This window comes from Streptomyces sp. RK62, assembly GCF_018070255.1.
Taxonomy (GTDB): Bacteria; Actinomycetota; Actinomycetes; order Streptomycetales; family Streptomycetaceae; genus Streptomyces; species Streptomyces nigra.
In genome coordinates, this window is sequence record NZ_JAGPYD010000020.1 from 29,939 (window position 1) to 49,943 (window position 20,005).

18 protein-coding genes are annotated in these 20,005 nt (G+C 71.0%); 9 read left to right on the forward strand and 9 right to left on the reverse strand.

Translation table 11 applies throughout. From position 1 onward, the window contains the following. Positions 1-176: 176 nt before the first annotated feature. The 3 genes from KBY32_RS31235 to KBY32_RS31245 all read left to right on the forward strand — a co-directional run bounded on the left by KBY32_RS31235 (position 177) and on the right by KBY32_RS31245 (position 5,298). The gene (locus tag KBY32_RS31235; RefSeq protein ID WP_374225006.1) at positions 177-1,370 is read left to right on the forward strand and encodes an LCP family protein; all 1,194 of its coding nucleotides are present in this window, start codon (positions 177-179) and stop codon (positions 1,368-1,370) included. Between the two features lie 224 nt (positions 1,371-1,594). Continuing rightward, entirely contained in the window at positions 1,595-3,361 is a 1,767-nt protein-coding gene (locus KBY32_RS31240; RefSeq protein ID WP_210982451.1) for an LCP family protein, read from the forward strand. A gap of 323 nt (positions 3,362-3,684) precedes the next feature. After that, a complete protein-coding gene (locus KBY32_RS31245; RefSeq protein ID WP_210982485.1) occupies positions 3,685-5,298 on the forward strand; it encodes an LCP family protein in 1,614 nt (537 codons plus the stop codon). A 195-nt stretch (positions 5,299-5,493) separates the two neighbouring features. Here the strand turns inward: KBY32_RS31245 and KBY32_RS31250 are convergent, their stop codons facing one another. Further along, a complete protein-coding gene (locus KBY32_RS31250) occupies positions 5,494-6,531 on the reverse strand; it encodes a glycosyltransferase family 2 protein (protein ID WP_210982452.1) in 1,038 nt (345 codons plus the stop codon). A gap of 142 nt (positions 6,532-6,673) precedes the next feature. Between KBY32_RS31250 and KBY32_RS31255 the strand changes: the two genes are divergently transcribed. Then, entirely contained in the window at positions 6,674-8,125 is a 1,452-nt protein-coding gene (locus KBY32_RS31255; RefSeq protein WP_079033827.1) for an LCP family protein, read from the forward strand. A gap of 18 nt (positions 8,126-8,143) precedes the next feature. Here KBY32_RS31255 and KBY32_RS31260 read toward each other — a convergent pair whose 3' ends face one another. After that, the gene (locus KBY32_RS31260; protein WP_055624260.1) at positions 8,144-8,701 is read right to left on the reverse strand and encodes an acyl-CoA thioesterase; all 558 of its coding nucleotides are present in this window, start codon (positions 8,699-8,701) and stop codon (positions 8,144-8,146) included. 119 nt (positions 8,702-8,820) lie between these two features. Between KBY32_RS31260 and KBY32_RS31265 the strand changes: the two genes are divergently transcribed. Next, on the forward strand, positions 8,821-10,092 hold the full coding sequence (locus tag KBY32_RS31265) for an LCP family protein (RefSeq protein ID WP_210982453.1): 1,272 nt from the start codon (positions 8,821-8,823) through the stop codon (positions 10,090-10,092). 62 nt (positions 10,093-10,154) lie between these two features. Here KBY32_RS31265 and KBY32_RS31270 read toward each other — a convergent pair whose 3' ends face one another. Both KBY32_RS31270 and KBY32_RS31275 read right to left on the reverse strand, forming a co-directional pair. After that, the gene (locus tag KBY32_RS31270; protein ID WP_210982454.1) at positions 10,155-10,517 is read right to left on the reverse strand and encodes a four-helix bundle copper-binding protein; all 363 of its coding nucleotides are present in this window, start codon (positions 10,515-10,517) and stop codon (positions 10,155-10,157) included. 217 nt (positions 10,518-10,734) lie between these two features. After that, on the reverse strand, positions 10,735-11,892 hold the full coding sequence (locus KBY32_RS31275; RefSeq protein ID WP_055624254.1) for an acyl-CoA dehydrogenase: 1,158 nt from the start codon (positions 11,890-11,892) through the stop codon (positions 10,735-10,737). 192 nt (positions 11,893-12,084) lie between these two features. On the opposite strand from KBY32_RS31275, the gene KBY32_RS31280 reads away from it, so the two are divergent. Continuing rightward, positions 12,085-13,428, forward strand: a complete 1,344-nt coding sequence (locus KBY32_RS31280) for a UDP-glucose/GDP-mannose dehydrogenase family protein (RefSeq protein WP_108707229.1) — start codon at positions 12,085-12,087, stop codon at positions 13,426-13,428. Between the two features lie 141 nt (positions 13,429-13,569). Here KBY32_RS31280 and KBY32_RS31285 read toward each other — a convergent pair whose 3' ends face one another. Then, positions 13,570-14,070 carry a CGNR zinc finger domain-containing protein gene (locus tag KBY32_RS31285; RefSeq protein WP_210982455.1) on the reverse strand — a complete coding sequence of 167 codons (501 nt, stop codon included), beginning with the start codon at positions 14,068-14,070 and terminating at the stop codon, positions 13,570-13,572. A 123-nt stretch (positions 14,071-14,193) separates the two neighbouring features. On the opposite strand from KBY32_RS31285, the gene KBY32_RS31290 reads away from it, so the two are divergent. Together KBY32_RS31290 and KBY32_RS31295 are read left to right on the forward strand one after the other, a co-directional pair. Then, positions 14,194-14,553 (forward strand): VOC family protein, encoded by a 360-nt coding sequence (locus tag KBY32_RS31290; protein WP_210982456.1) that lies wholly within the window; start codon positions 14,194-14,196, stop codon positions 14,551-14,553. Positions 14,554-14,568: 15 nt separating this feature from the next. Next, a complete protein-coding gene (locus KBY32_RS31295) occupies positions 14,569-14,949 on the forward strand; it encodes a VOC family protein (RefSeq protein ID WP_210982457.1) in 381 nt (126 codons plus the stop codon). 191 nt (positions 14,950-15,140) lie between these two features. Here the strand turns inward: KBY32_RS31295 and KBY32_RS31300 are convergent, their stop codons facing one another. The 4 genes from KBY32_RS31300 to KBY32_RS31315 form a co-directional block, all read right to left on the reverse strand. After that, the gene (locus KBY32_RS31300; RefSeq protein ID WP_210982458.1) at positions 15,141-16,265 is read right to left on the reverse strand and encodes a dipeptidase; all 1,125 of its coding nucleotides are present in this window, start codon (positions 16,263-16,265) and stop codon (positions 15,141-15,143) included. Positions 16,266-16,395: 130 nt separating this feature from the next. Beyond that, positions 16,396-17,580: a dipeptidase gene (locus tag KBY32_RS31305; protein ID WP_210982459.1), complete on the reverse strand. Its 1,185-nt coding sequence runs from the start codon at positions 17,578-17,580 to the stop codon at positions 16,396-16,398. 5 nt (positions 17,581-17,585) lie between these two features. Beyond that, positions 17,586-18,113 (reverse strand): 5-(carboxyamino)imidazole ribonucleotide mutase, encoded by a 528-nt coding sequence (purE, locus tag KBY32_RS31310; protein WP_079033826.1) that lies wholly within the window; start codon positions 18,111-18,113, stop codon positions 17,586-17,588. After that, complete coding sequence (locus tag KBY32_RS31315) at positions 18,110-19,249, reverse strand: 5-(carboxyamino)imidazole ribonucleotide synthase (protein WP_115508384.1); 1,140 nt, start codon at positions 19,247-19,249, stop codon at positions 18,110-18,112. Before KBY32_RS31315 ends, purE begins: the two co-directional genes overlap by 4 nt. 152 nt (positions 19,250-19,401) lie before the next feature. Between KBY32_RS31315 and KBY32_RS31320 the strand changes: the two genes are divergently transcribed. Continuing rightward, positions 19,402-19,953, forward strand: coding sequence for a GtrA family protein (locus tag KBY32_RS31320; protein WP_210982460.1), 552 nt, complete (start codon positions 19,402-19,404; stop codon positions 19,951-19,953). The last annotated feature ends 52 nt before the right edge of the window (positions 19,954-20,005 follow it).

The following is a 20,005-nucleotide window of genomic DNA, read 5'->3' on the forward strand; positions in this document are numbered from 1 at the left end:
CCCCGCCACCTGAAAGCCCCATCACCAGCGGCCCCCGCCACGTGGAAGCCCGGCGGAGCCACCCCCTCCCGTCACTCGTTCGGCGCAGCACCATCCGCCGCCCGGACGGCATCGGCGCCATGGTCGTAGGAGCAGCCCACACCGCACGCGCCATGTCATGAGGGGTGGACCCAGCCGTGACCGAGACCGCAGGCTCGCGCCGGGGGGCGTCGGCCAGGAGGACATGGGTGCGGCGCGGGGCCGTCGGGGCCGGAGTGCTGCTCCTGGCCGCCGCCGGTACCGGCTGGCTGGTGTACGCGAAGCTCGACGGGAACATCACCCCGGACGAGGCCGCTGCCGCCGAACTCGCCCGGTACGAGAAGGAGCGGCCGAGCGCGGCCGTGCGCGGGGCGCAGAACATCCTCGTCATCGGCTCGGACTCGCGGGCCGGCGACGGCAACCGGCGCTACGGCCGCGACTCGGGCACCGAGCGGTCCGACACCACGATCCTGCTGCATCTGTCCGCCGACCACCGCAGCGCGACCGCCATGTCGATACCCCGGGACCTGATGGTCGACGTCCCCGGCTGCCGGCGGACGGAGGGCGGACGCAGCCGGCCCATGTTCGCGATGTTCAACTACGCGTTCCAAGTGGGCGGTTCGGCCTGCACGATCCGCACGGTGGAACGGATGACCAACATCCGTGTGGACCACCACATGGTCGTGGACTTCCACGGCTTCAAGGAGATGGTGGACGCCGTCGACGGCGTGGAGATCTGCCTGACGAAGCCCATCCGCGACAAGGCGGCCAAGCTCCGCCTGCCGGCCGGGAAGGTGACGCTCGACGGCGAGCAGGCCCTCGGCTACGTCCGCGCCCGCAAGTCCCTCGGCGACGGCAGCGACACCGACCGCATGGAGCGCCAGCAGCGCTTCCTCGCGGCCCTCGTGCACAAGGTGCGGAGCAACGACGTCCTGCTGAACCCGGTGCGGCTCTATCCGGTGCTGGACGCGGCGACGTCCTCCCTCACCACCGACCCGGCGCTGGCCAGTTTGCGCGGTTTGTACGACCTCGTGCGCAGCGTGCGTGACATCCCCACCGAACGCGTGCAATTCCTCACCGTCCCGCGCGAGTCCTACGTCTACAACGCCAATCGTGACCAGCTGGTGGAACCCGAGGCGCAGCGTCTCTTCGAGCGGCTGCGTCTCGATCTGCCGGTGGCGGTCGCGGATTCACGCGGGAAATCCCCGGCTTCCCGGGGCGAATCCACCCAGGGGAGTTCCGCGGACGGCGACGCGAAAGCCGTTCCGGGGCGCCCGGACGAACCCGCCGGACCCGCTTCCCCGGCCCCCACGTTCCGCGGCAACACAGCCGCCGAGAACTCCTGCGAGTAAAGCGCTTCCCAAGTCAAGGAGGCCTGTCCAGGGGATTGGGCGGAATTGCCCAGTTGTAGGGACGTGGAATTTGTCACCGTTCTCGCTCGACGCTGAACTGGGCGGATAGTGTGAGCGATCCGGTGCACCCTGCCGTACTTAGGCTCGCGCACTGTTTGACCGAGAGACCCGAGCGCCTTGGAGGGGTAGGCGCCGCGTGGCCCCGACGGAGGATTCAGACAACCGTGGACGCGCAAGGCCGTGGGCGGGCGGACGACATCGACCCCGCAGACCAGTGGGTGCTCAATCCGAACACCGGTGAATACGAACTGCGACTGACCCCTTCCGGACCGCAATCACCGGTCCCGGGGCCGCGCAGGCCTGCCTCGCGCGCCGGAGGGCCCGCGGGCCCCGGTGGCGGCGGGCGGCCGGGGGGTGCCGTCCGCGACCGCGCGGCCGCGCCCGAGCAGCGCCCTGCGCCGGGCCGTGAGGTCCCGGTCCAGCGCAGGCGCCGGAGCGAGTCGGAGGAGCCGCCACCGGGACGCCGTTCGCGGCGGCCGTTGAAGAAGAAGAGCCGGGCCAAGAAGGCCGTGCTGTGGACGGGTGGCGTGATGGCGTTCGTGGTGGTCGCCGCCGCGGCCGGTGCCTACCTCTATCTCGAGCACCTCAACGACAACATCCAGTCCGTCTCCGACGACGGCGCGAGCACCGGTGGCTTCAGCAAGGACAAGGCCATCAACATCCTGCTGATCGGCACGGACAAGCGCACCGGGGCGGGCAACGACAAGTACGGCGACTCCGGCAGCGCCGGCCACGCCGACACCACGATCCTGCTGCACGTCTCCAAGGACCGCTCGAACGCGACCGCGCTGAGCATCCCGCGCGACCTGATCGTCGACATCCCCGACTGCCCCACGGAGCAGGAGGACGGCAGCCAGAAGGTCATCCAGGGCAAGGCCGGCGCCCGCTTCAACGAGAGCCTCGGCCAGTCGGGCCGTACGCCCAGCTGCACGATGCGGACGGTGACGGAGCTGACCGGGGTCAAGCCGGACAACTTCATGGTGGCCGACTTCAACGCGGTGAAGACGCTGACGTCGGCCGTGGGCGGTGTCGAGGTGTGCCTGGCCAAGGACATCGACGACCCGGACTCGCACCTGGATCTACCGAAGGGCAAGCACATCATCGAGGGCGAGCAGGCGCTGGCGTTCGTCCGCACCCGGCACTCCGTCGGTCTCGGCGGCGACCTGAGCCGGATCGGGCTCCAGCAGCAGTTTTTGAGCGCGCTGATGCGCCAGCTGAAGTCCAACGACACGCTCACGAGCCCGACGAAGATGTTCAAGCTGGCCGAGGCGGGCACCAAGGCGCTCACCGTCGACTCGCAGCTCGACAGCATCGACAAGCTGAAGGACCTCGGTCTGGAGCTGGGCAAGCTCAACGTCAAGAATCTGACCTTCACGACGGTCCCGGTCATCGACAACCCGGCCGAGAAGGTCAAGGTGACCGTCGTCCTCAACCCGACGAAGGCGCCGGAGGTCTTCCAGGCGATCCAGAACGACGTCTCCTTCTCCGACATCAAGCAGCAGAAGAAGAAGGAGGCGTCCGCGGTGGCGGCCCGGCTCAAGGGCTCCAAGGCCGACGCCTCCGAGGTCCGGGTGCGTATCTTCAACGGCGGTGCCCCCGCGGGCAGCGCCCAGGAGACGCTCTCCTGGCTGCAGACCGAGGAGAACGTGACCAAGTCGGAGAACGCGGGCAACGCCCCGGCGGAGCTGAAGAAGACGACGCTGGAGTACGCGCCGGACCAGGCCGACCAGGCCCGCCGGCTCGCCGCCATCATGGGGCTCTCCGGGTCGGCGATGAAGCCCGGCGAGAGCGTGGAGAACTCCCAGGGCCTGCCCACGATGACGCTGACGCTGGGCAAGGACTTCAAGGGGGCGGGGGTCCCCCTGACGGCTCCGACCAAGGCGCCGGACGTGGAGAAGTCCACCGCGGACCAGGTGCAGTGCGCGAAGTAGCCACGGTTTCCGGCCGGGAACGCAACTGTGCCGGGCTCTCGTTGGTCTGACACAGGACGTGGTGTGCCGGGCGGTGTCGCCCGGCACACCGTGCGGCCGTGCCGGACGTGATTTTGCCGACACATGGCGAACCCTGATCGGGCCCCGAGCGGTCTGACAGTTCGCGGACCGGATGTCGGACAGGTTGGCTCGATACAGAGGTTCGCTCCGCCGCGGACAGGGAGGTCCGGCGCGGAGCGACGGTGTGCGGGCCAGGGGTGGGGAAGGGCAGAGAGTTGGCGCAGAGCGGTGTGCGGGGGGAGGTCCCCGCTGTGGACGACACGATGTCGCTCACCCGGCAGCCCGGTCAGGGCACGCCGGCCGAACCGGACGGCTCGGGCGGCGGGCTGCACGGCGGGGGACGTGAGGGCGGCTCGGGGCGGCCCGGCGACGGGCGCCGCAAGCGGCGTGCGCTGCGCTGGTCGGCGACGATCCTGGCGGTCGTCATACTCGGGACGGCCGGTGCCGGGTATCTGTACTACCGGCATCTGAACGCCAACATCGAGAAGGGCGAGCGCACCAGCGGCGACTCCAAGGCGAAGAAGGCCGAGCCCAACGCGGCCGGCCAGACCCCGGTGAACATCCTGCTGATCGGCTCGGACAGCCGTAACTCCGACGCGAACGTCGCGCTGGGCGGCAGCCGGGACAACCGGGGCAATCCGCCGCTGGGCGATGTGCAGATGCTCATCCATCTGTCCGCGGACCGCGAGAGCGCCGCGGTGGTGAGCATCCCGCGGGACACCCGCGTGGACATCCCCGCGTGCACCGACCCCGAGACGGGCAAGAAGTACCCGGCGACCAACGACATCATCAACTCGTCGCTGGCCCGCGGCGGCGCCGGCTGCACCCTGGCCACCTGGCAGAACCTCACCGGGGTCTACATCGACCACTGGATGACGATCGACTTCGCCGGCGTGGTGAGCATGGCGGACGCCATCGGCGGCGTCGAGGTCTGTGTGAAGCAGAACGTGTGGGACCGTCCGCTGCCGGGCGTGCCCGGCGGCTCCGGGCTGAAGATGAAGGCCGGCCGCAAGGACGTCGAGGGCAAGCAGGCGCTGCAGTGGCTGCGCACCCGGCACGCGTGGGGCAGCGATCCGCTGCGGGCGCGCGCCCAGCACATGTACATGAACTCGATGATCCGCACGCTGAAGAAGCAGAACGTCTTCACCGACACCGGGCGCCTGATGGACCTGGCCGAGGCGGCGACGAAGTCGCTGACGGTGTCCGAGGAGATCGGCACCGTGAAGAAGCTGTACGACCTCGGTATGCAACTCAAGTCCGTGCCGACGGACCGGATCACGATGACGACGATGCCCAACGTCCAGGATCCGCAGAACGCCAACCATCTGGTCCCGGGGTCGGGTGCCGACAAGATGTGGCAGATGCTCCGCGAGGACGTGCCCTTCGACAAGAACGGCAAGGGCAAGGACGCCGGCAAGGACGCCGGCGAGGAGAAGGCGGCCTCCGCCGCCCCCACGTCCGCCCCGGAGAGCATCGGCGTCTCCGTGGTGAACGGCACCCGGACCGCCACCCTCGCCCCCGTCTCCGGCCGCGCCCACGCGATCGCCCGGCACCTGGTCGGCCAGGGGTTCACCCAGGCGCTGCAGGACTCGTCACAGGCGGTCTCCGTGGAGCGCACGGTGGTGCGTTACCCGAGCGAGGACCTCAAGGGCGAGGCGCTGCAGGTCGCCAAGGCGCTGGGCATCCCGGAGAGTTCGGTACGCCGGACCACGGACGTCTCGGGCGTCACGGTCGTCGTCGGCTCCGACTGGCGTACGGGCACGGCGTACCCGAAGGAGTCCAAGCCGTCGGCGGGCAGCCTCCCGGAGAACTCCGACGCCATCAACGGCTCGGACGAGGACCAGTGCATGGAGGTCTACGCACCGTACCGCTGGTAGCCACCGGCCACCGCCCCCACCCGAGAGAACACCCGTATCAACTTCGAGTTGGACATGGGGCGTCCCAACGGCGGCGCCGACTTCCTGCAGGACCACGTCCCGCCGTCGGGCCGGTTCCATTGCGGCTGACGTCCGTATGCGAACGAGGGTTGCCGCAGTGCTGCGGCAACCCTCGTTCGCATAAAGGCCGTTGGGTCAGGAGGTCGCTTCGGCGTTGTGGACCGCCGGGCGGCGGGAGGCTATGACCTTGCGGGCCAGGGAGCGCGGGCTGGTCAGGAAGCCGTAGCCCCAGGACATGTGCATGGTGGCCAGGGCGACCGGGATCTGGAGCCGGGCCTTCAGCGGCAGGCCCTTGCCGGCCGGCAGCGAGCCCGCGGTGATGGCCGCGAGGTAGCCGCCGGGGACGACCAGCGCCCACGGGGTCACCGCGGCGCCCAGCACCAGGCCCGCCGCGATCGCGCAGACCGCCGTCGGCGGGGCCAGATAGCGCAGGTTGATGGAACCGGCGTGGTAGCGGGCGACGACATGGCGCCAGCGGCCGTAGTCCTTGTACTGCTTGGCGAGGGCCTTCACCGACGGACGGGGGCGGTACGAGACCTTCAGCTCGGGCGAGAACCAGATCAGGCCGCCCGCCTCGCGGATCCGGAAGTTCAGCTCCCAGTCCTGGGCGCGGATGAACTCCTCGTTGTAGCCGCCCTGCTGCTCCAGCGCCTCGCGCCGGAAGACACCCAGGTACACGGTCTCGGCGGCCTGCGCCTCACCGCCCGTGTGGAAGGCGGCGTTGCCGACGCCGATCTTCGACGTCATCGCGGCGGCGACGGCCTGCTCCCAGGCGTTCTCACCCTCGGCGTGCATGATGCCGCCGACGTTCTGCGCGCCGGTCTCCCCCAGGAGCCGTACGGCGGTCGCGATGTAGTTCGGCGAGAGCATGCCGTGCCCGTCGACGCGGACGACGATCGGGTGGCGGGACGCCTTGATCGCCGCGTTCAGGGCGGCGGGCGTCCGGCCGGTCGGGTTCGGGACGGTGTGAACGCGCGGGTCTTCGGCCACGAGCTCGGCGGCGATCTCGTCCGTGCGGTCCGTGGACGGACCGAGGGCGATCACGACCTCCATCTCGCCGGCGTACTCCTGCGCGAGGATCGCTTGGACGGCTCCGCGCAGATGCCGCTCCTCGTTGAGGACGGGCATGATGACGGACACGGCGGGGAGCTGCACGTCGGGATTGGCGTTCATAGGGGGCTCACGTTACCGCGAACGGGGGACACGGGTGCGCCCCGCCGTGTCCGGTGCACCGGGCAGCAGATCGTATGGGCCTACGGTGCTCACGGATCCCACGTACGGCCCCCAGGGCACGCCCCAGCGGAGGTATCCCTTCATGCCCACGCCGCCCCGCCGCTCCTCCGGCTCCCCGCAGCGCAGCCCGCAGCCGTCCCGCGGCGGGGCGCGGCCGGTCGCGCCCGTTCGGCGCAGGCGGCCCCGCTGGGCCATGCGGGCGGTGACCACGCTCTCCGTCGTCGTCCTGGCCTCCGCCGGGATCGGGCACGCGGTGGTGACCAGCCTGGACGCGAAGATCGCGCGGGTGGACCCGTTCAAGGACATGAAGAACCGGCCGCAGGGCGGGCACGGGATGAACGTCCTGCTGGTCGGCACCGACGGCCGCGACCGCATCACCCCGCAGGAGCGGCGCAAGTACCGGCTGGGCGGCGCCCCCTGCCACTGCACCGACACGATCATGCTCGTGCACATCTCGGAGGACCGGGAGCGGGCGAGCGTGGTGAGCCTGCCCCGCGACTCCTACGCCGAGGTGCCCGCAGCCGACGGCCGGCCCGCCCACCCCATCAAGCTGAACGCGGCGTACGCGGAGGGCGGCCCGCGACTGACCGTGCGCACGGTCGAGCACATGACCCACGTCAAGATCGACCACTATCTGGAGGTCGACTTCACCAGCTTCATGAAGACGGTCGACGTGCTCGGCGGGGTGCGGATCTGCACCTCCACCCCGCTGAAGGACTCCTACACGGGCCTGGATCTGCCCGCCGGCGACCACAGGCTGAGGGGCGGCGAGGCGCTGCAGTTCGTGCGCGCCCGGCACATCGACGGCGACGCCGACCTGGGGCGGGTCCAGCGCCAGCAGCGCTTCATGGCGGCCCTGATCGAACGGGCGACGTCGTCCGGCATCCTGCTGAACCCCATCCGGTTCCGGGACGTGACCCGCGCCGTGCTCGGCTCGGTCCGCGCCGACAAAGGCTTCGGCACCGGCGAGCTGCTGGACCTGGGGCGGGCGATGCGGAACTTCTCCCCGTCGTCGTCGGAGTTCGCCACCGTCCCGATCGGGCAGCTCGGCTACCTGGTGAAGGGCCTCGGCTCCACCGTGAAGTGGGACACCGCACGCGCCGAGCGCCTGTTCCGCGCGCTGCGCGAGGACCGCCCGCTGGCCGCGCACCGCACGAAGCGCAAGGCCGTCACCGTCGAGGTCGCCCCCCAGCAGATCCGTGTCCAGGTGGAGAACGGCACCCATCGCACCGGCCTCGGAAAGCGCGCCGACACGGCGCTCGCGGCCGCCGGGTTCCGTACGACGGGACAGCCGGTGGACGCGGCCGACCGCTCGGTGAAGCGGACGGTCGTCGCCCACGACCCCGGCTGGGACCGCTCGGCGAAGTCGCTCGCCGCGGCCCTGCCCGGCAGCGAGCTGCGGGCGGTCAAGGGGCTGGGCCCGACCCTGAAGGTGATCGTCGGCACGGACTTCGGCACGGTCCGCAAGGTGCGGGCCGCGGACCCCACCCGGGACACCGTGGTCCTCAGGGGCGACGAGGCCGGCTGCGCCTGAGCCGGGCCCGGCCGGGGGTCAGTCGTCGAAGCCCTCCGCCGCCCGCTTCGCGCGCAGCTCCATGATGGCCCGCCGACGGGCCAGACGATGGGTGCGGCGGATCTGCGCCTCCTGGTTGCGGCGCCGGTCGCGGTCCGTCTCCGGTATCACCGGCGGGACGCGGCGCGGCTTGCCGTCGGCGTCGACCGCGGCGAAGACGAGGTAGGCGGAGCCCACCTGGGTGGGCGGCGTCGACTCGTTCCAGCGCTCGGCCAGGACCCGTACGCCGACCTCCATCGAGGTCCGGCCCGTCCAGTTGACCTGCGCCTTCACATGGACCAGGTCGCCGACGCGGACCGGCTCCAGGAAGGCCATCTCGTCCATCGAGGCGGTGACGGCGGGACCGCCGCTGTGCCGGCCGGCCACCGCGCCCGCGGCGTCGTCCACCAGTTTCATGATCACGCCACCGTGCACGGTCCCCAGGAGGTTGGTGTCGCTGTGGGTCATGATGTGGCTGAGGGTGGTGCGGGACGCGGAGATCGGCTTGCCCGGGATCTCCTCGGTGTCCGCTTCCGCGGTGGTGGCCTGGTCTGTCATGTCCTCCACCTTATGCCGAGGTGGGAATCGCGGACTTTGTGTTGGGTTCGCAACAGCCGTGCCTCTATTTTCCTTCGAACCTTGTGGGGGACCCGGTCGCGCCCTGCACACTTAAGCCCATGAATGACTGGCCCCAGCGATGGTCCGACGACGACCGCGGCACCCGGTACGGGCGCGGCAGCGCTGACGCGCAGCCGGAGAGCGCCCGCGTGATGCGGCAGGTCCGCCGCGGCCAGGGGGCGCCGCCCGGCCAGGGCTACGGCGGTGTGCCGCGCCAGCCCTCGTACGTGGACGGACAGGGCCACGGCGGCTATGACGACGGGTACGACAGCGGCTACAACACCGGACAGGTGTACGGCGGCGGAGGCGGCGCCGGGGACGGCGGCGGACCCCGCGGTGGGCGGCCCGCGCCGAACTGGCGGCGCCGGATCAAGGTGACCTCGATCACCCTGGTCACACTGCTGGTCGTGACGAGCGTCGCCACGTACTTCTGGGCCGACTCCAAGCTGAACCGCGACGTCGACCTGTCCAAGGTCATCGACCGGCCGGAGGCGGGCGAGGGCACCAACTACCTCATCGTCGGCTCCGACAGCCGTGAGGGCATGACCGACGAGCAGAAGAAGAACCTGCACACCGGGTCCGCCGAGGGCAAGCGCACGGACTCGATGATGATCCTGCACACCGGCGGCGGCAGCCCCACGCTGATATCGCTGCCGCGTGACTCCAACGTCACGATCCCCTCGTACAAGGGCTCGGACTCCGGGAAGCTCTACCAGGGCACCGGGCGGCAGACGAAGCTGAACGCGGCCTACGCCGAGGACGGCCCCGAGCTGCTGGTCCGCACCGTCGAGGCCAACACCGGGCTGCACATCGACCACTACGTCGAGATCGGCTTCGCGGGCTTCGCGAACATCGTGGACTCGGTCGGCGGCGTCGAGATCGACATCCCCCGGGACATCAAGGACACCAAGTCCGGCGCCGACTTCAAGAAGGGCAAGCAGACCCTGAACGGCGAGGAGTCCCTGGCCTTCGTCCGCACCCGGTACGCACTGCCCGGCTCCGACCTGGACCGCACCAAGAACCAGCAGAAGTTCCTGTCGGCCCTGGCGAACCAGGTGGCGACGCCGGGCACGGTCCTGAACCCCTTCAAGCTCTACCCGACGATGGGCGCCGGCCTGGACTCCCTGATCGTCGACGAGGACATGGGCCTGTGGGACCTGGCCTCGATGTTCTGGGCGATGAAGGGCGTCAGCGGCGGCGACGGCACCTCGATGAACATGCCGATCTCGGGGAACGCCGGCAACGGCAACCTCCAGTGGGACACCGCCAAGGTGAAGAAGCTGGTGCAGGAGCTGAAGAACGACGAGACGGTGACCGTCACCGGCAAGTAGCGCACCCGCACGCGAGCGAGGGCACCCCGGCCGGGGTGCCCTCGTGCGTGTGCCGGGCGGTGTCACATGGTGGCGCCGGCCATCGCGCGACAGGTCGTGGCGCAGCGGCGACACGCCTCGGCGCACCGCATCATCTGCGGATCGTCCGGCATGGACATACACGCCTCCGCGCACATCTCGCACGCCCTGGCGCACATCGCGCACATCTCGGCCGACATCGGCGAGCGGCGCATCATCATGTCGGCGCACATGCGGGTCGTCTCGGCGCAGTCCATGAGCGCCCGCATGACCTGCATCTGGCCCTGGCCGCCCATCTGCATGAGGGAGCTCATGGTCTCCTCGCAGACGCTGTGGCACGTCATGCAGGCGTCGACGCAGTCCTGCATCTCCTTGGTCATGGCGGGCATGGTTCCGGGCTGGGTCATGACTCCTCCTGGGGACGCGGGAGCCCGGGGCGGGCCCCGTGCCCTTCTGTCCTACGCCCGCCCGAAGCGGGGCGCCATCGGACCGACCGCAACAATTCCCGACAGAACGCGCACAGGGTGCACACTCCCCCATTCCACCGTCCCCGTCTCTTCGGGCCCGAACGAGTGAAGGGCGCCCGGAGCACCCGGACGCCCTTCCTCGTCAAGTCCCGCGGGGCTACGGCAGGTTGCGCGCCATCACGATGCGCTGGACCTGGTTGGTGCCCTCGTAGATCTGGGTGATCTTGGCGTCGCGCATCATGCGCTCCACCGGGTAGTCGCGGGTGTAGCCGTAGCCGCCGAGGAGCTGGACGGCGTCGGTGGTGACCTCCATGGCGGCGTCGGAGGCGAAGCACTTGGCCGCGGCGCCGAGGTAGGTGAGGTCGGCGTCGCCGCGCTCGGAGGCGGCGGCGGCCTGGTAGGTCAGGGCGCGGGCGGCCGAGATCTTCATCGCCATGTCGGCGAGCATGAACTGGATGCCCTGGAAGTCGGCGATCGGCTTGCCGAACTGCTTGCGCTCCTGGACGTAGCCCTTGGCGTAGTCGAGGGCGCCCTGGGCGATGCCGAGGGCCTGGGCCGCGATGGTGATGCGGGTGTGGTCCAGCGTCTTCATCGCGGTGGCGAAGCCGGTGCCCTCCTCGCCGATCATGCGGTCGGCGGGGATGCGGACGTTGTCCAGGTAGACCTCGCGGGTCGGGGAGCCCTTGATGCCGAGCTTCTTCTCCGGGGCGCCGAAGGAGACGCCCTCGTCGCCCTTCTCGACCACGAAGGCGGAGATGCCCTTGGAGCGCTTGGTCGGGTCGGTGACGGCCATGACCGTGTAGAACTCGGAGACGCCGGCGTTGGTGATCCAGCGCTTCACGCCGTTGAGGACCCAGTGGTCGCCGTCACGGACGGCCTTGGTCTTCATGCCTGCCGCGTCGGAGCCCGCGTCGGGCTCGGACAGGCAGTAGGAGAACATGCCGTCGCCCTTGGCGAGCGGGGCCATGTACTTCTTCTTCAGCTCCTCGGAGCCGGAGAGGATGACCGGCAGCGAGCCGAGCTTGTTCACGGCCGGGATGAGGGAGGAGGACGCGCAGACGCGGGCCACCTCCTCGATCACGATGACCGTGGCGAGGGCGTCGGCGCCCGCGCCGCCGTACTCCTCGGGGACGTGCACGGCGTGCAGGTCGTTGGCCACGAGGGCGTCGTGCGCCTCCTGCGGGAAGCGCGCCTCCTCGTCCACCGCCGTGGCGTACGGCGCGATCTTCGCCTCGGCCAGCGAGCGGATCGCGTCGCGGAGCATGTCGTGCTCCTCGGTCGGGCGGTACAGGTCGAAGTCAGCCGATCCGGCCAAGGTCTCTCACGCTCCAGGGACGCTCGTGTTGGCAAGGGTGATGCCGACGCTAATTACCGTTAAGTAACTCAAATTTTAGAGGTCGCCCCCGAGGACTGATACGTGAGCTTGGCGACAGCGGGGAATCTGCCCGCCGGGCCCGTTGACTATGCTCGGGCGCGCACCGCCCGTCCTCACTTACGGAGTCCCCCCATGGCCCTCAAGATCACCGTGATCGGCACCGGCTATCTCGGCGCCACCCACGCCGCGGCCATGGCCGAGCTCGGGTTCGAGGTGCTGGGCCTGGACGTGGTGCCCGAGAAGATCGAGATGCTGGGCCGCGGCGAGGTGCCGATGTTCGAGCCGGGCCTGGAGGACCTGCTGCGCAAGCATGTCGCCGGGATCGAGGGCTCGACGGGACGGCTGCGGTTCACGATGGACTGGGCGGAGGTCGCCGAGTTCGGCGATGTGCACTTCGTCTGTGTGAACACCCCGCAGAAGCACGGCGAGTACGCCTGCGACATGAGCTACGTCGACGCGGCCGTCGAGTCGCTGGCCAAGCATCTGAGCCGGCCGTGCCTGGTCGTCGGCAAGTCGACGGTGCCGGTGGGCAGCGCGGACCGCCTCGCGGCGCGGCTGCTGGAGCTGGCGCCGGGCGGGGCCGAGGTCGAGCTGGCCTGGAACCCGGAGTTCCTGCGGGAGGGCTTCGCCGTGCAGGACACCCTGCACCCGGACCGGATCGTGGTGGGCGTGCGCAGCGAGCGCGCCGAGAAGCTGCTGCGCGAGGTGTACGCGACGCCGGTCGCGGCCGGCTCCCCCTTCGTCGTGACGGACTTCCCGACGGCCGAGCTGGTGAAGACCTCGGCGAACTCCTTCCTGGCCACGAAGATCTCCTTCATCAACGCGATGGCGGAGGTCTGCGAGGCGGCCGGCGGCGATGTGGCGAAGCTGGCGGAGGCCATCGGGCACGACGACCGGATCGGTAAGAAGTTCCTGCGGGCCGGCATCGGCTTCGGCGGCGGCTGCCTGCCCAAGGACATCCGGGCGTTCATGGCGCGCGCGGGCGAGCTGGGCGCGGACCAGGCGCTGACGTTCCTGCGCGAGATCGACTCGATCAACATGCGCCAGCGCGGTCAGATGGTGGAGCTGGCCCGTGAGGCGCTGGGCGGCGGGCCCTTCCTGGGCAAGCGGGTCGCGGTGCTCGGCGCCACGTTCAAGCCCGACTCGGACGACGTGCGGGACTCGCCGGCGCTGAACGTCGCCGGGCAGATCCATCTGCAGGGCGGCCAGGTGACGGTGTACGACCCGAAGGGCATGACCAACGCCCGCCGGCTGTTCCCGACGCTCGGATACGCGGACACCGCGATCGAGGCGGTGCGCGGCGCGGACGTGGTGCTGCATCTGACGGAGTGGCGGGAGTTCCGCGAGCTGGACCCGCGGGAGCTCGGCGAGGTCGCGGCGACCCGGCTGATCCTGGACGGCCGCAACGCGCTGGACCCGGAGCTGTGGCGGGGCGCGGGCTGGACGTACCGGGCGATGGGCCGGCCGACAGCCTGACCCTTCACGACCTGGAGACGAAGGACGCCGTTTCGGCCGAGGCTCAGTCGGCCGAAACGGCGTCCTTCGCATTCTGCCGCACACCACCGCGCATTGCCGAATGAATCTTCAACAACCTTGCTAAAAGGTGCGCCCGGTGGCTCATTTCGCGCGGTAACGGCGCATCTTGGCGCGCGCCCCGCACACCTGCATCGAGCACCAGCGGCCACGGCCCGCCGGGCTGCGGTCGTAGTACGCCCAGTGGCAGTCGGCCGCCTCGCAGGCCTTGAGGCGCATCCAGGTGCCGTCGACGAGGCCCTGGGCGACGGCGGCGGCCACCCGGGAGGCCAGGGGCCCGCCCGACGCGGCGGTGAGGGCGGCCGAGCCGTCGGCGGTGTCGACGGCGACCACGAGCGGGGCGGCGGCGAGCAGCTCGCCGAGCGGGGTGACCGCGCGGTGCGGCGGATGCCCGGCGTGCGCCAGGAGGACCGCCCGCAGGGACTCCCGCAGTTCGCGCGCGCCCGCCAGGTCGGCCTCGGCCAGCCCGAAGCGCGCCCGGCCCTCGACCGTGTCGAGCGCGTCGGCGCCGGACTCCAGGTCCACCGTGTTGACCAGGGCCTCGACCAGCTCCAGGGCCCCGGGCGCGGGCGATCTGTCACTCATGGCTGCACGCTATCCCCGCTTCCGCATATCCCCTTGCGACGTTACCTCCTATAGGCAAGCATGGGGTAACGCAGTTACCGGTAAACACGGTCTGCAGGTAACCGAGGCTTCGAGGAGGAAGTCATGGCCATCGCCGAAGTGGGCTCCGTCGTCCTGGACTGTCCCGACCCGCGCGCGCTCGCGGAGTTCTACGCCCAGCTCCTGGACGGCACGATCGTGGACGAGGGCGAGTGGGTGGACCTGAAGGTGCCGGGCGGGCCGACGCTGGCCTTCCAGGCGGCGCCCGGCCATGTGCCGCCCCGGTGGCCGTCGGCGGAGCACTCGCAGCAGTTCCATCTGGACCTGACGGTCGAGGACCTGGACGCGGCCGAGAAGGCGGTGCTGGAGCTGGGCGCCCGGCCGCTGGAGACCGACGACCGCGAGCGGACCTTCCGGGTTTACGCGGACCCGGCGGGGCACCCGTTCTGCCTGTGCGCCTGCTGAGCGAGGAGGACTCCCATGGCACCCGCGGCGCGTCTGCGCTCCGTCGTCGTCGACTGCCCCGACCCGCGGGCTCTCGCCCGCTTCTACGCGGGCGTCGGCGGCGGCACCCCGGAGGACGAGGACCCGGACTGGGTCGTGCTGCGGCTCCCGGACGGGCCGCGGCTGGCCTTCCAGCGGGCGCCGGGGTACGCCCCGCCGGACTGGCCGCGCGCCGACCGCGACTCCCAGCAGTTCCACCTCGACTTCGACGCCGGGGCGACCTGGGAGGAGGTCGACGCGGCCCAGGAGAAGGTGCTGGAGCTGGGCGCGCGGCTGCTTCAGGCCCAGGACGAGGAGGGCTTCCGGGTGTACGCCGACCCGGTGGGCCATCCGTTCTGCCTGTGCCGGATCGACTAGGGCCTTTCGTTTGGATCAGGCCGGATCAGGGAGCGGGGTCTGGGGCCGTGCATCGCAAGGCGGAGGAGGGCGCCATGGCGGAGCCATGGCAACCGACGACAACGCGGCGAGGTGCGGCCCCAGACCCCGCGAGCCCGGCATGATCCAAACGAAAGGGCCTAGAGGCATCCAGGGCTGAGCCGGCCGGCGCCTCAGCCGTCCAGGTCGGTGATCGTCGCCGTCGACGGCTCCCTGCGGCGCTGCGCCTCTCGGGCCGCGAAGTCGGCCTCGCGCAGCACCCTCTGGACGTTGCCCCAGGTCAGCAGTGCGATATCGGCTTCGGACCAGTCGCGGCGCAGCAGCTCGGCGATCAGTCGCGGGTAGCCGGAGACGTCGGGCAGGTCCTGGGGGTGGGCGGGTCCTGCGTCGTAGGTGCCGGACAGGCCGACGCAGTCCGCCCCGGCCACCGCGCGCACATGGTCGAGGTGGTCGGCGACATCCCGGACGGACGGGCCGGTCTGCTCGGCGGTGAGCGGCACCATGCACAGCCCCTTGGCGGCGCCGAGCACGGCCAGCAGGTCGTCGGGGAGGTTCGTGGGATGCGGGCGCAGGGCGCGGGCCGCGGAGCGGGTGCACAGCACGGGTGCCTTGGAGACCGCGCAGGCCCGGCGGACCGTCTCGGCGCCGGCGCCGGAGAGGTCGGCGAGCACACCGAGCCGGTTCATCTCGCGCAGCACCTCCTCGCCGAACCGGGTGAGGCCGGTCTCGCCGGCCCAGGACACCCCGGTGAGCGTCAGGGCGCGCAGCCCCAGCCCGTGCAGGGAGCGCAGGATGCCGAGGGAGTCGCCGAGGGCGGCGGCTCCGGCGGGTCCGGGCAGGACGGCGATCCGGCCGCTGTGGTGGACGTCGGTGATCGGCCCGGGGTCGCAGGCCAGGCGCAGCCCGTCCGGGTGGGCGCGGACGACGGTCCTGACGAGGTCCAGCTGGTCCAGGGTGGCGCCGACGGCCCGGTCGCCGGTCAGGCCCTCCGGCAGGTGCAGCGCCCAGAACAGCGCGCCGACGCGGCCCTCGCGCAGCCGCGGCACATCGGTGTCGACGGCGCTCTCGCCGAGGTCCAGGTCGAACCAGGACAGGTGCCGCAGTGCCCACGGCAGGCCGCTGTAGCCGTCGGCTACGGGGTGGGCGTCGAGCAGCGTGCGGGCGCGTGCCAGGAGGTCGGCCGCGGCGGGGTCGTGGACCGGTCCGGGGGCGGGCGCGGGACCGTCCCCGGTGAGGGGCGCGGGCAGATCGTCCGTCGCGCCGGCCCCGGCACCGGCGTCGTACTTGAGCTCTGCCATGGCGGTCTCCGTAGGTGATCGGCGTCCTGATCAGCAGTACGGTCACCGTCGCACGGGGGCGCGGGGGCTTCCTGGTGGGGCGGGCGTTCGGGGGTAGCGGGCGGGGCCGGCCGGCCCCGCCCTCCCATGCTCAGGCGTCCAGGTCCGCGAGGGTCGCGTTGGACGGTCCGCGGGTGGCCTGCAGGTCGCGGGCCACGTTCTCGGCGGCGCCGAGCACGCGGACGGCGTTGCGCCAGGTCAGCTTGGCCAGGTCCGCCTTGGACCAGCCGCGGTCCAGCAGCTCGGCGATCAGGTTCGGGTAGCCGGTGACGTCGTTCAGGCCGTCGGGCGTGAACGCGGTGCCGTCGTAGTCGCCGCCGATGCCGAGGTGGTCGATCCCGGCGACCTCGCGCATGTGGTCGAGGTGGTCGGCGACCGTGGACACGGTGGCGACCGGGCGCGGGTTGCTCTCCTCGAAGGCGCGGTGCACCTTCATCGCCTCGGCGGTGGTGTCGAGGTGGTGGAAGCCGTGCGCCCGCATGTTCTCGTCGGCCGCGGCGGTCCAGTCGACGGCCGCCTGGAGGACGAACTTCGGCACGAACGTCACCATGGCGACGCCGCCGTTGGCGGGCAGGCGCTCCAGGACGTCGTCCGGGATGTTGCGCGGGTGGTCGCAGACCGCGCGGGACGAGGAGTGGGAGAAGATCACCGGGGCGGCCGTGGTGTCGAGCGCGTCGCGCATCGTCGTGGCCGCCACGTGCGAGAGGTCGACCAGCATGCCCTCGCGGTTCATCTCCCGCACGACCTCGCGTCCGAAGGCGGACAGGCCGCCCACGCCGGGCTCGTCGGTCGCCGAGTCGGCCCACGCGATGTTGTCGTTGTGCGTGAGCGTCATGTAGCGGACGCCGAGCGCGTACAGCGCCCGCAGGGTGGCCAGGGAGTCGGCTATGGAGTGGCCGCCCTCGGCGCCCATCAGGGAGGCGATACGGCCCTCCGCGCGGGCCGCCTCCATGTCCGCGGCCGTCAGCGCGGGGCGCAGGTCGGCGGGGTGGCGGGCGAGCAGCTGCCGTACGCAGTCGATCTGCTCCAGGGTGGCGCTGACCGCCTGGTCGCCGGCGTAGTCCGAGCGGACGTACACCGACCAGAACTGGGCGCCGACGCCGCCCTCGCGCAGCCGCGGGATGTCGGTGTGCAGATGGGCGCTCTGGTCGGCGGCGATGTCGCGGGCCGCGAGGTCGTAGCGGACCTGCTCGCGCAGCGCCCACGGCAGGTCGTTGTGGCCGTCGACGACGGGGAACTCGCGCAGCAGGTCCCGGGCGGTCTCCAGGGAGCTCATCGGCGTCACTTCCCGGAGCCGAAGCCGAAGCCGGCCGCGCCCTCGACCTTGGAGCGCAGACGCTTGCCCTTCTCGGTGGCCTGGTCGTTCAGCTCCTGCTGGAACTCGCTCATCCGCTGCAGCAGCTCCTCGTCGTGCGCGGCGAGGATGCGGGCGGCGAGCAGACCGGCGTTGCGGGCGCCGGCGACCGAGACGGTGGCCACGGGCACGCCGGCCGGCATCTGCACGATGGACAGCAGGGAGTCCATGCCGTCCAGGTACTTCAGCGGGACGGGGACACCGATGACGGGCAGCGGGGTGACGGAGGCGAGCATGCCCGGCAGATGGGCGGCGCCGCCGGCGCCCGCGATGATCACCTTGAGTCCGCGCCCGGCCGCCCGCTCGCCGTAGGTGATCATCTCGCGCGGCATCCGGTGCGCGGAGACGACGTCGACCTCGTAGGCGATCTCGAACTCGTCGAGGGCCTTGGCGGCGGCCTCCATGACGGGCCAGTCGCTGTCCGACCCCATGACGATGCCAACAACAGGGCTCATTCGGTGATCGTGCCTCTCAGATAGCCGGCAGCGTGACGGGCGCGCTCCAGCACGTCGTCGAGGTCGTCGCCGTAGGTGTTCACGTGACCGACCTTGCGGCCGGGCTTCACGTCCTTGCCGTACATGTGGATCTTCAACTGGGGGTCGCGGGCCATGCAGTGCAGGTACGCGGAGTACATGTCCGGGTAGTCGCCGCCGAGGACGTTGACCATGACGGTCCACTTGGCACGGGGGCGCGGGTCGCCCAGCGGGAGGTCGAGGACGGCCCGGACGTGGTTGGCGAACTGGCTGGTGATCGCGCCGTCCTGGCTCCAGTGGCCGGAGTTGTGCGGACGCATCGCGAGCTCGTTGACGAGGACGCGGCCGTCGCGGGTCTGGAACAGCTCGACCGCGAGGTGCCCGACGACACCGAGCTCCTTCGCGATCCGCAGCGCCATCTCCTCGGCGTGCAGGGCGAGGCTCTCGTCCAGGCCGGGGGCCGGGGCGATGACGGTGTCGCAGACGCCGTTCACCTGCCGCGACTCGACGACCGGGTAGGCGACGGCCTGGCCGTGCGGGGAGCGGACCACGTTGGCGGCGAGCTCGCGGACGTAGTCGACCTTCTCCTCGGCGAGGACGGGGACGCCGGCGCGGAACGGCTCGGCGGCCTCCTCGGCGGAGTCGACGACCCAGACGCCCTTGCCGTCGTAGCCGCCGCGGACCGTCTTCAGGACGACGGGGAAGCCGTCCCCCTCGGCGGCGAACGCGGCGACGTCCTGCGGGTCGCTCACGATGCGGTGCCGGGGGCAGGGCACCCCGATCGCGTCGAGCCTCGCCCGCATCACGCCCTTGTCCTGGGCGTGCACGAGCGCGTCGGGGCCGGGGCGCACGGGGATGCCGTCCGCCTCCAGGGCCCTGAGGTGCTCGGTGGGTACGTGTTCGTGATCGAAGGTGATCACATCGCACCCGCGCGCGAACTCGCGCAGCGTGTCCAGATCGCGGTAGTCGCCGACGACGACATCACCGACGACCTGCGCCGCGGAATCCTGCGGGGTGTCACTGAGGAGCTTGAATCTGATGCCGAGCGGGATGCCCGCCTCGTGTGTCATACGAGCGAGCTGACCCCCGCCGACCATGCCGACTACCGGGAACGTCACGCCCCTAGGGTATCGGCCGCTCGGGGTGACCCCTCTTACCGGACTTTTCCGGGGCTCTTCCCGACCCGGGACGTCACGCACGGGCGATCACAGAGGGGGGTGGTTAGCATGGCTGAGTTGACGACCACCGACCGACAGGAGCCTTCACGACCATGGAACGTGGTTCCTCGGGGCTTCAGGAGGCGCCTGCGGCGCGCGGTTCGGTGCGGCAGCGCCTGGACCGCCTCGGCCGCGAGGTCGCCAAGTTCGGCGCGGTCGGCGGGGCGGGGCTGCTGGTCAACCTGCTCGTGTTCAACCTCGTACGGCAGGTCACCGATCTGCAGGTGGTGCGGGCGAGCGTCATCGCGACCGTCGTCGCGATCATCTTCAACTACATCGGCTTCCGGTACTTCACCTACCGCGACCGCGACAAGAGCCGGCGCACCAAGGAGATGACGCTCTTCCTGCTGTTCAGCGCGGCGGGCCTGGTCATCGAGAACGGCGTGCTCTACACGGCGACGTACGGGTTCGGCTGGGACAGCCCGCTGCAGAGCAACATCTTCAAGTTCCTCGGCATCGGCATCGCGACGCTGTTCCGCTTCTGGTCCTACCGCACCTGGGTGTTCCGCGCGCTGCCGGTGCGGGAGGACCCCGTGGCCGGTGGGGAATCGTTCCTGGAGACCCGGCGCGGCGCGGACAAGGCGGCCCGCCAGCGCGTCGGCTGACCGGCCTCCCCCGGCGGCCCGTCATCGGACCGTCGGCTGACCGGCCCTCCCC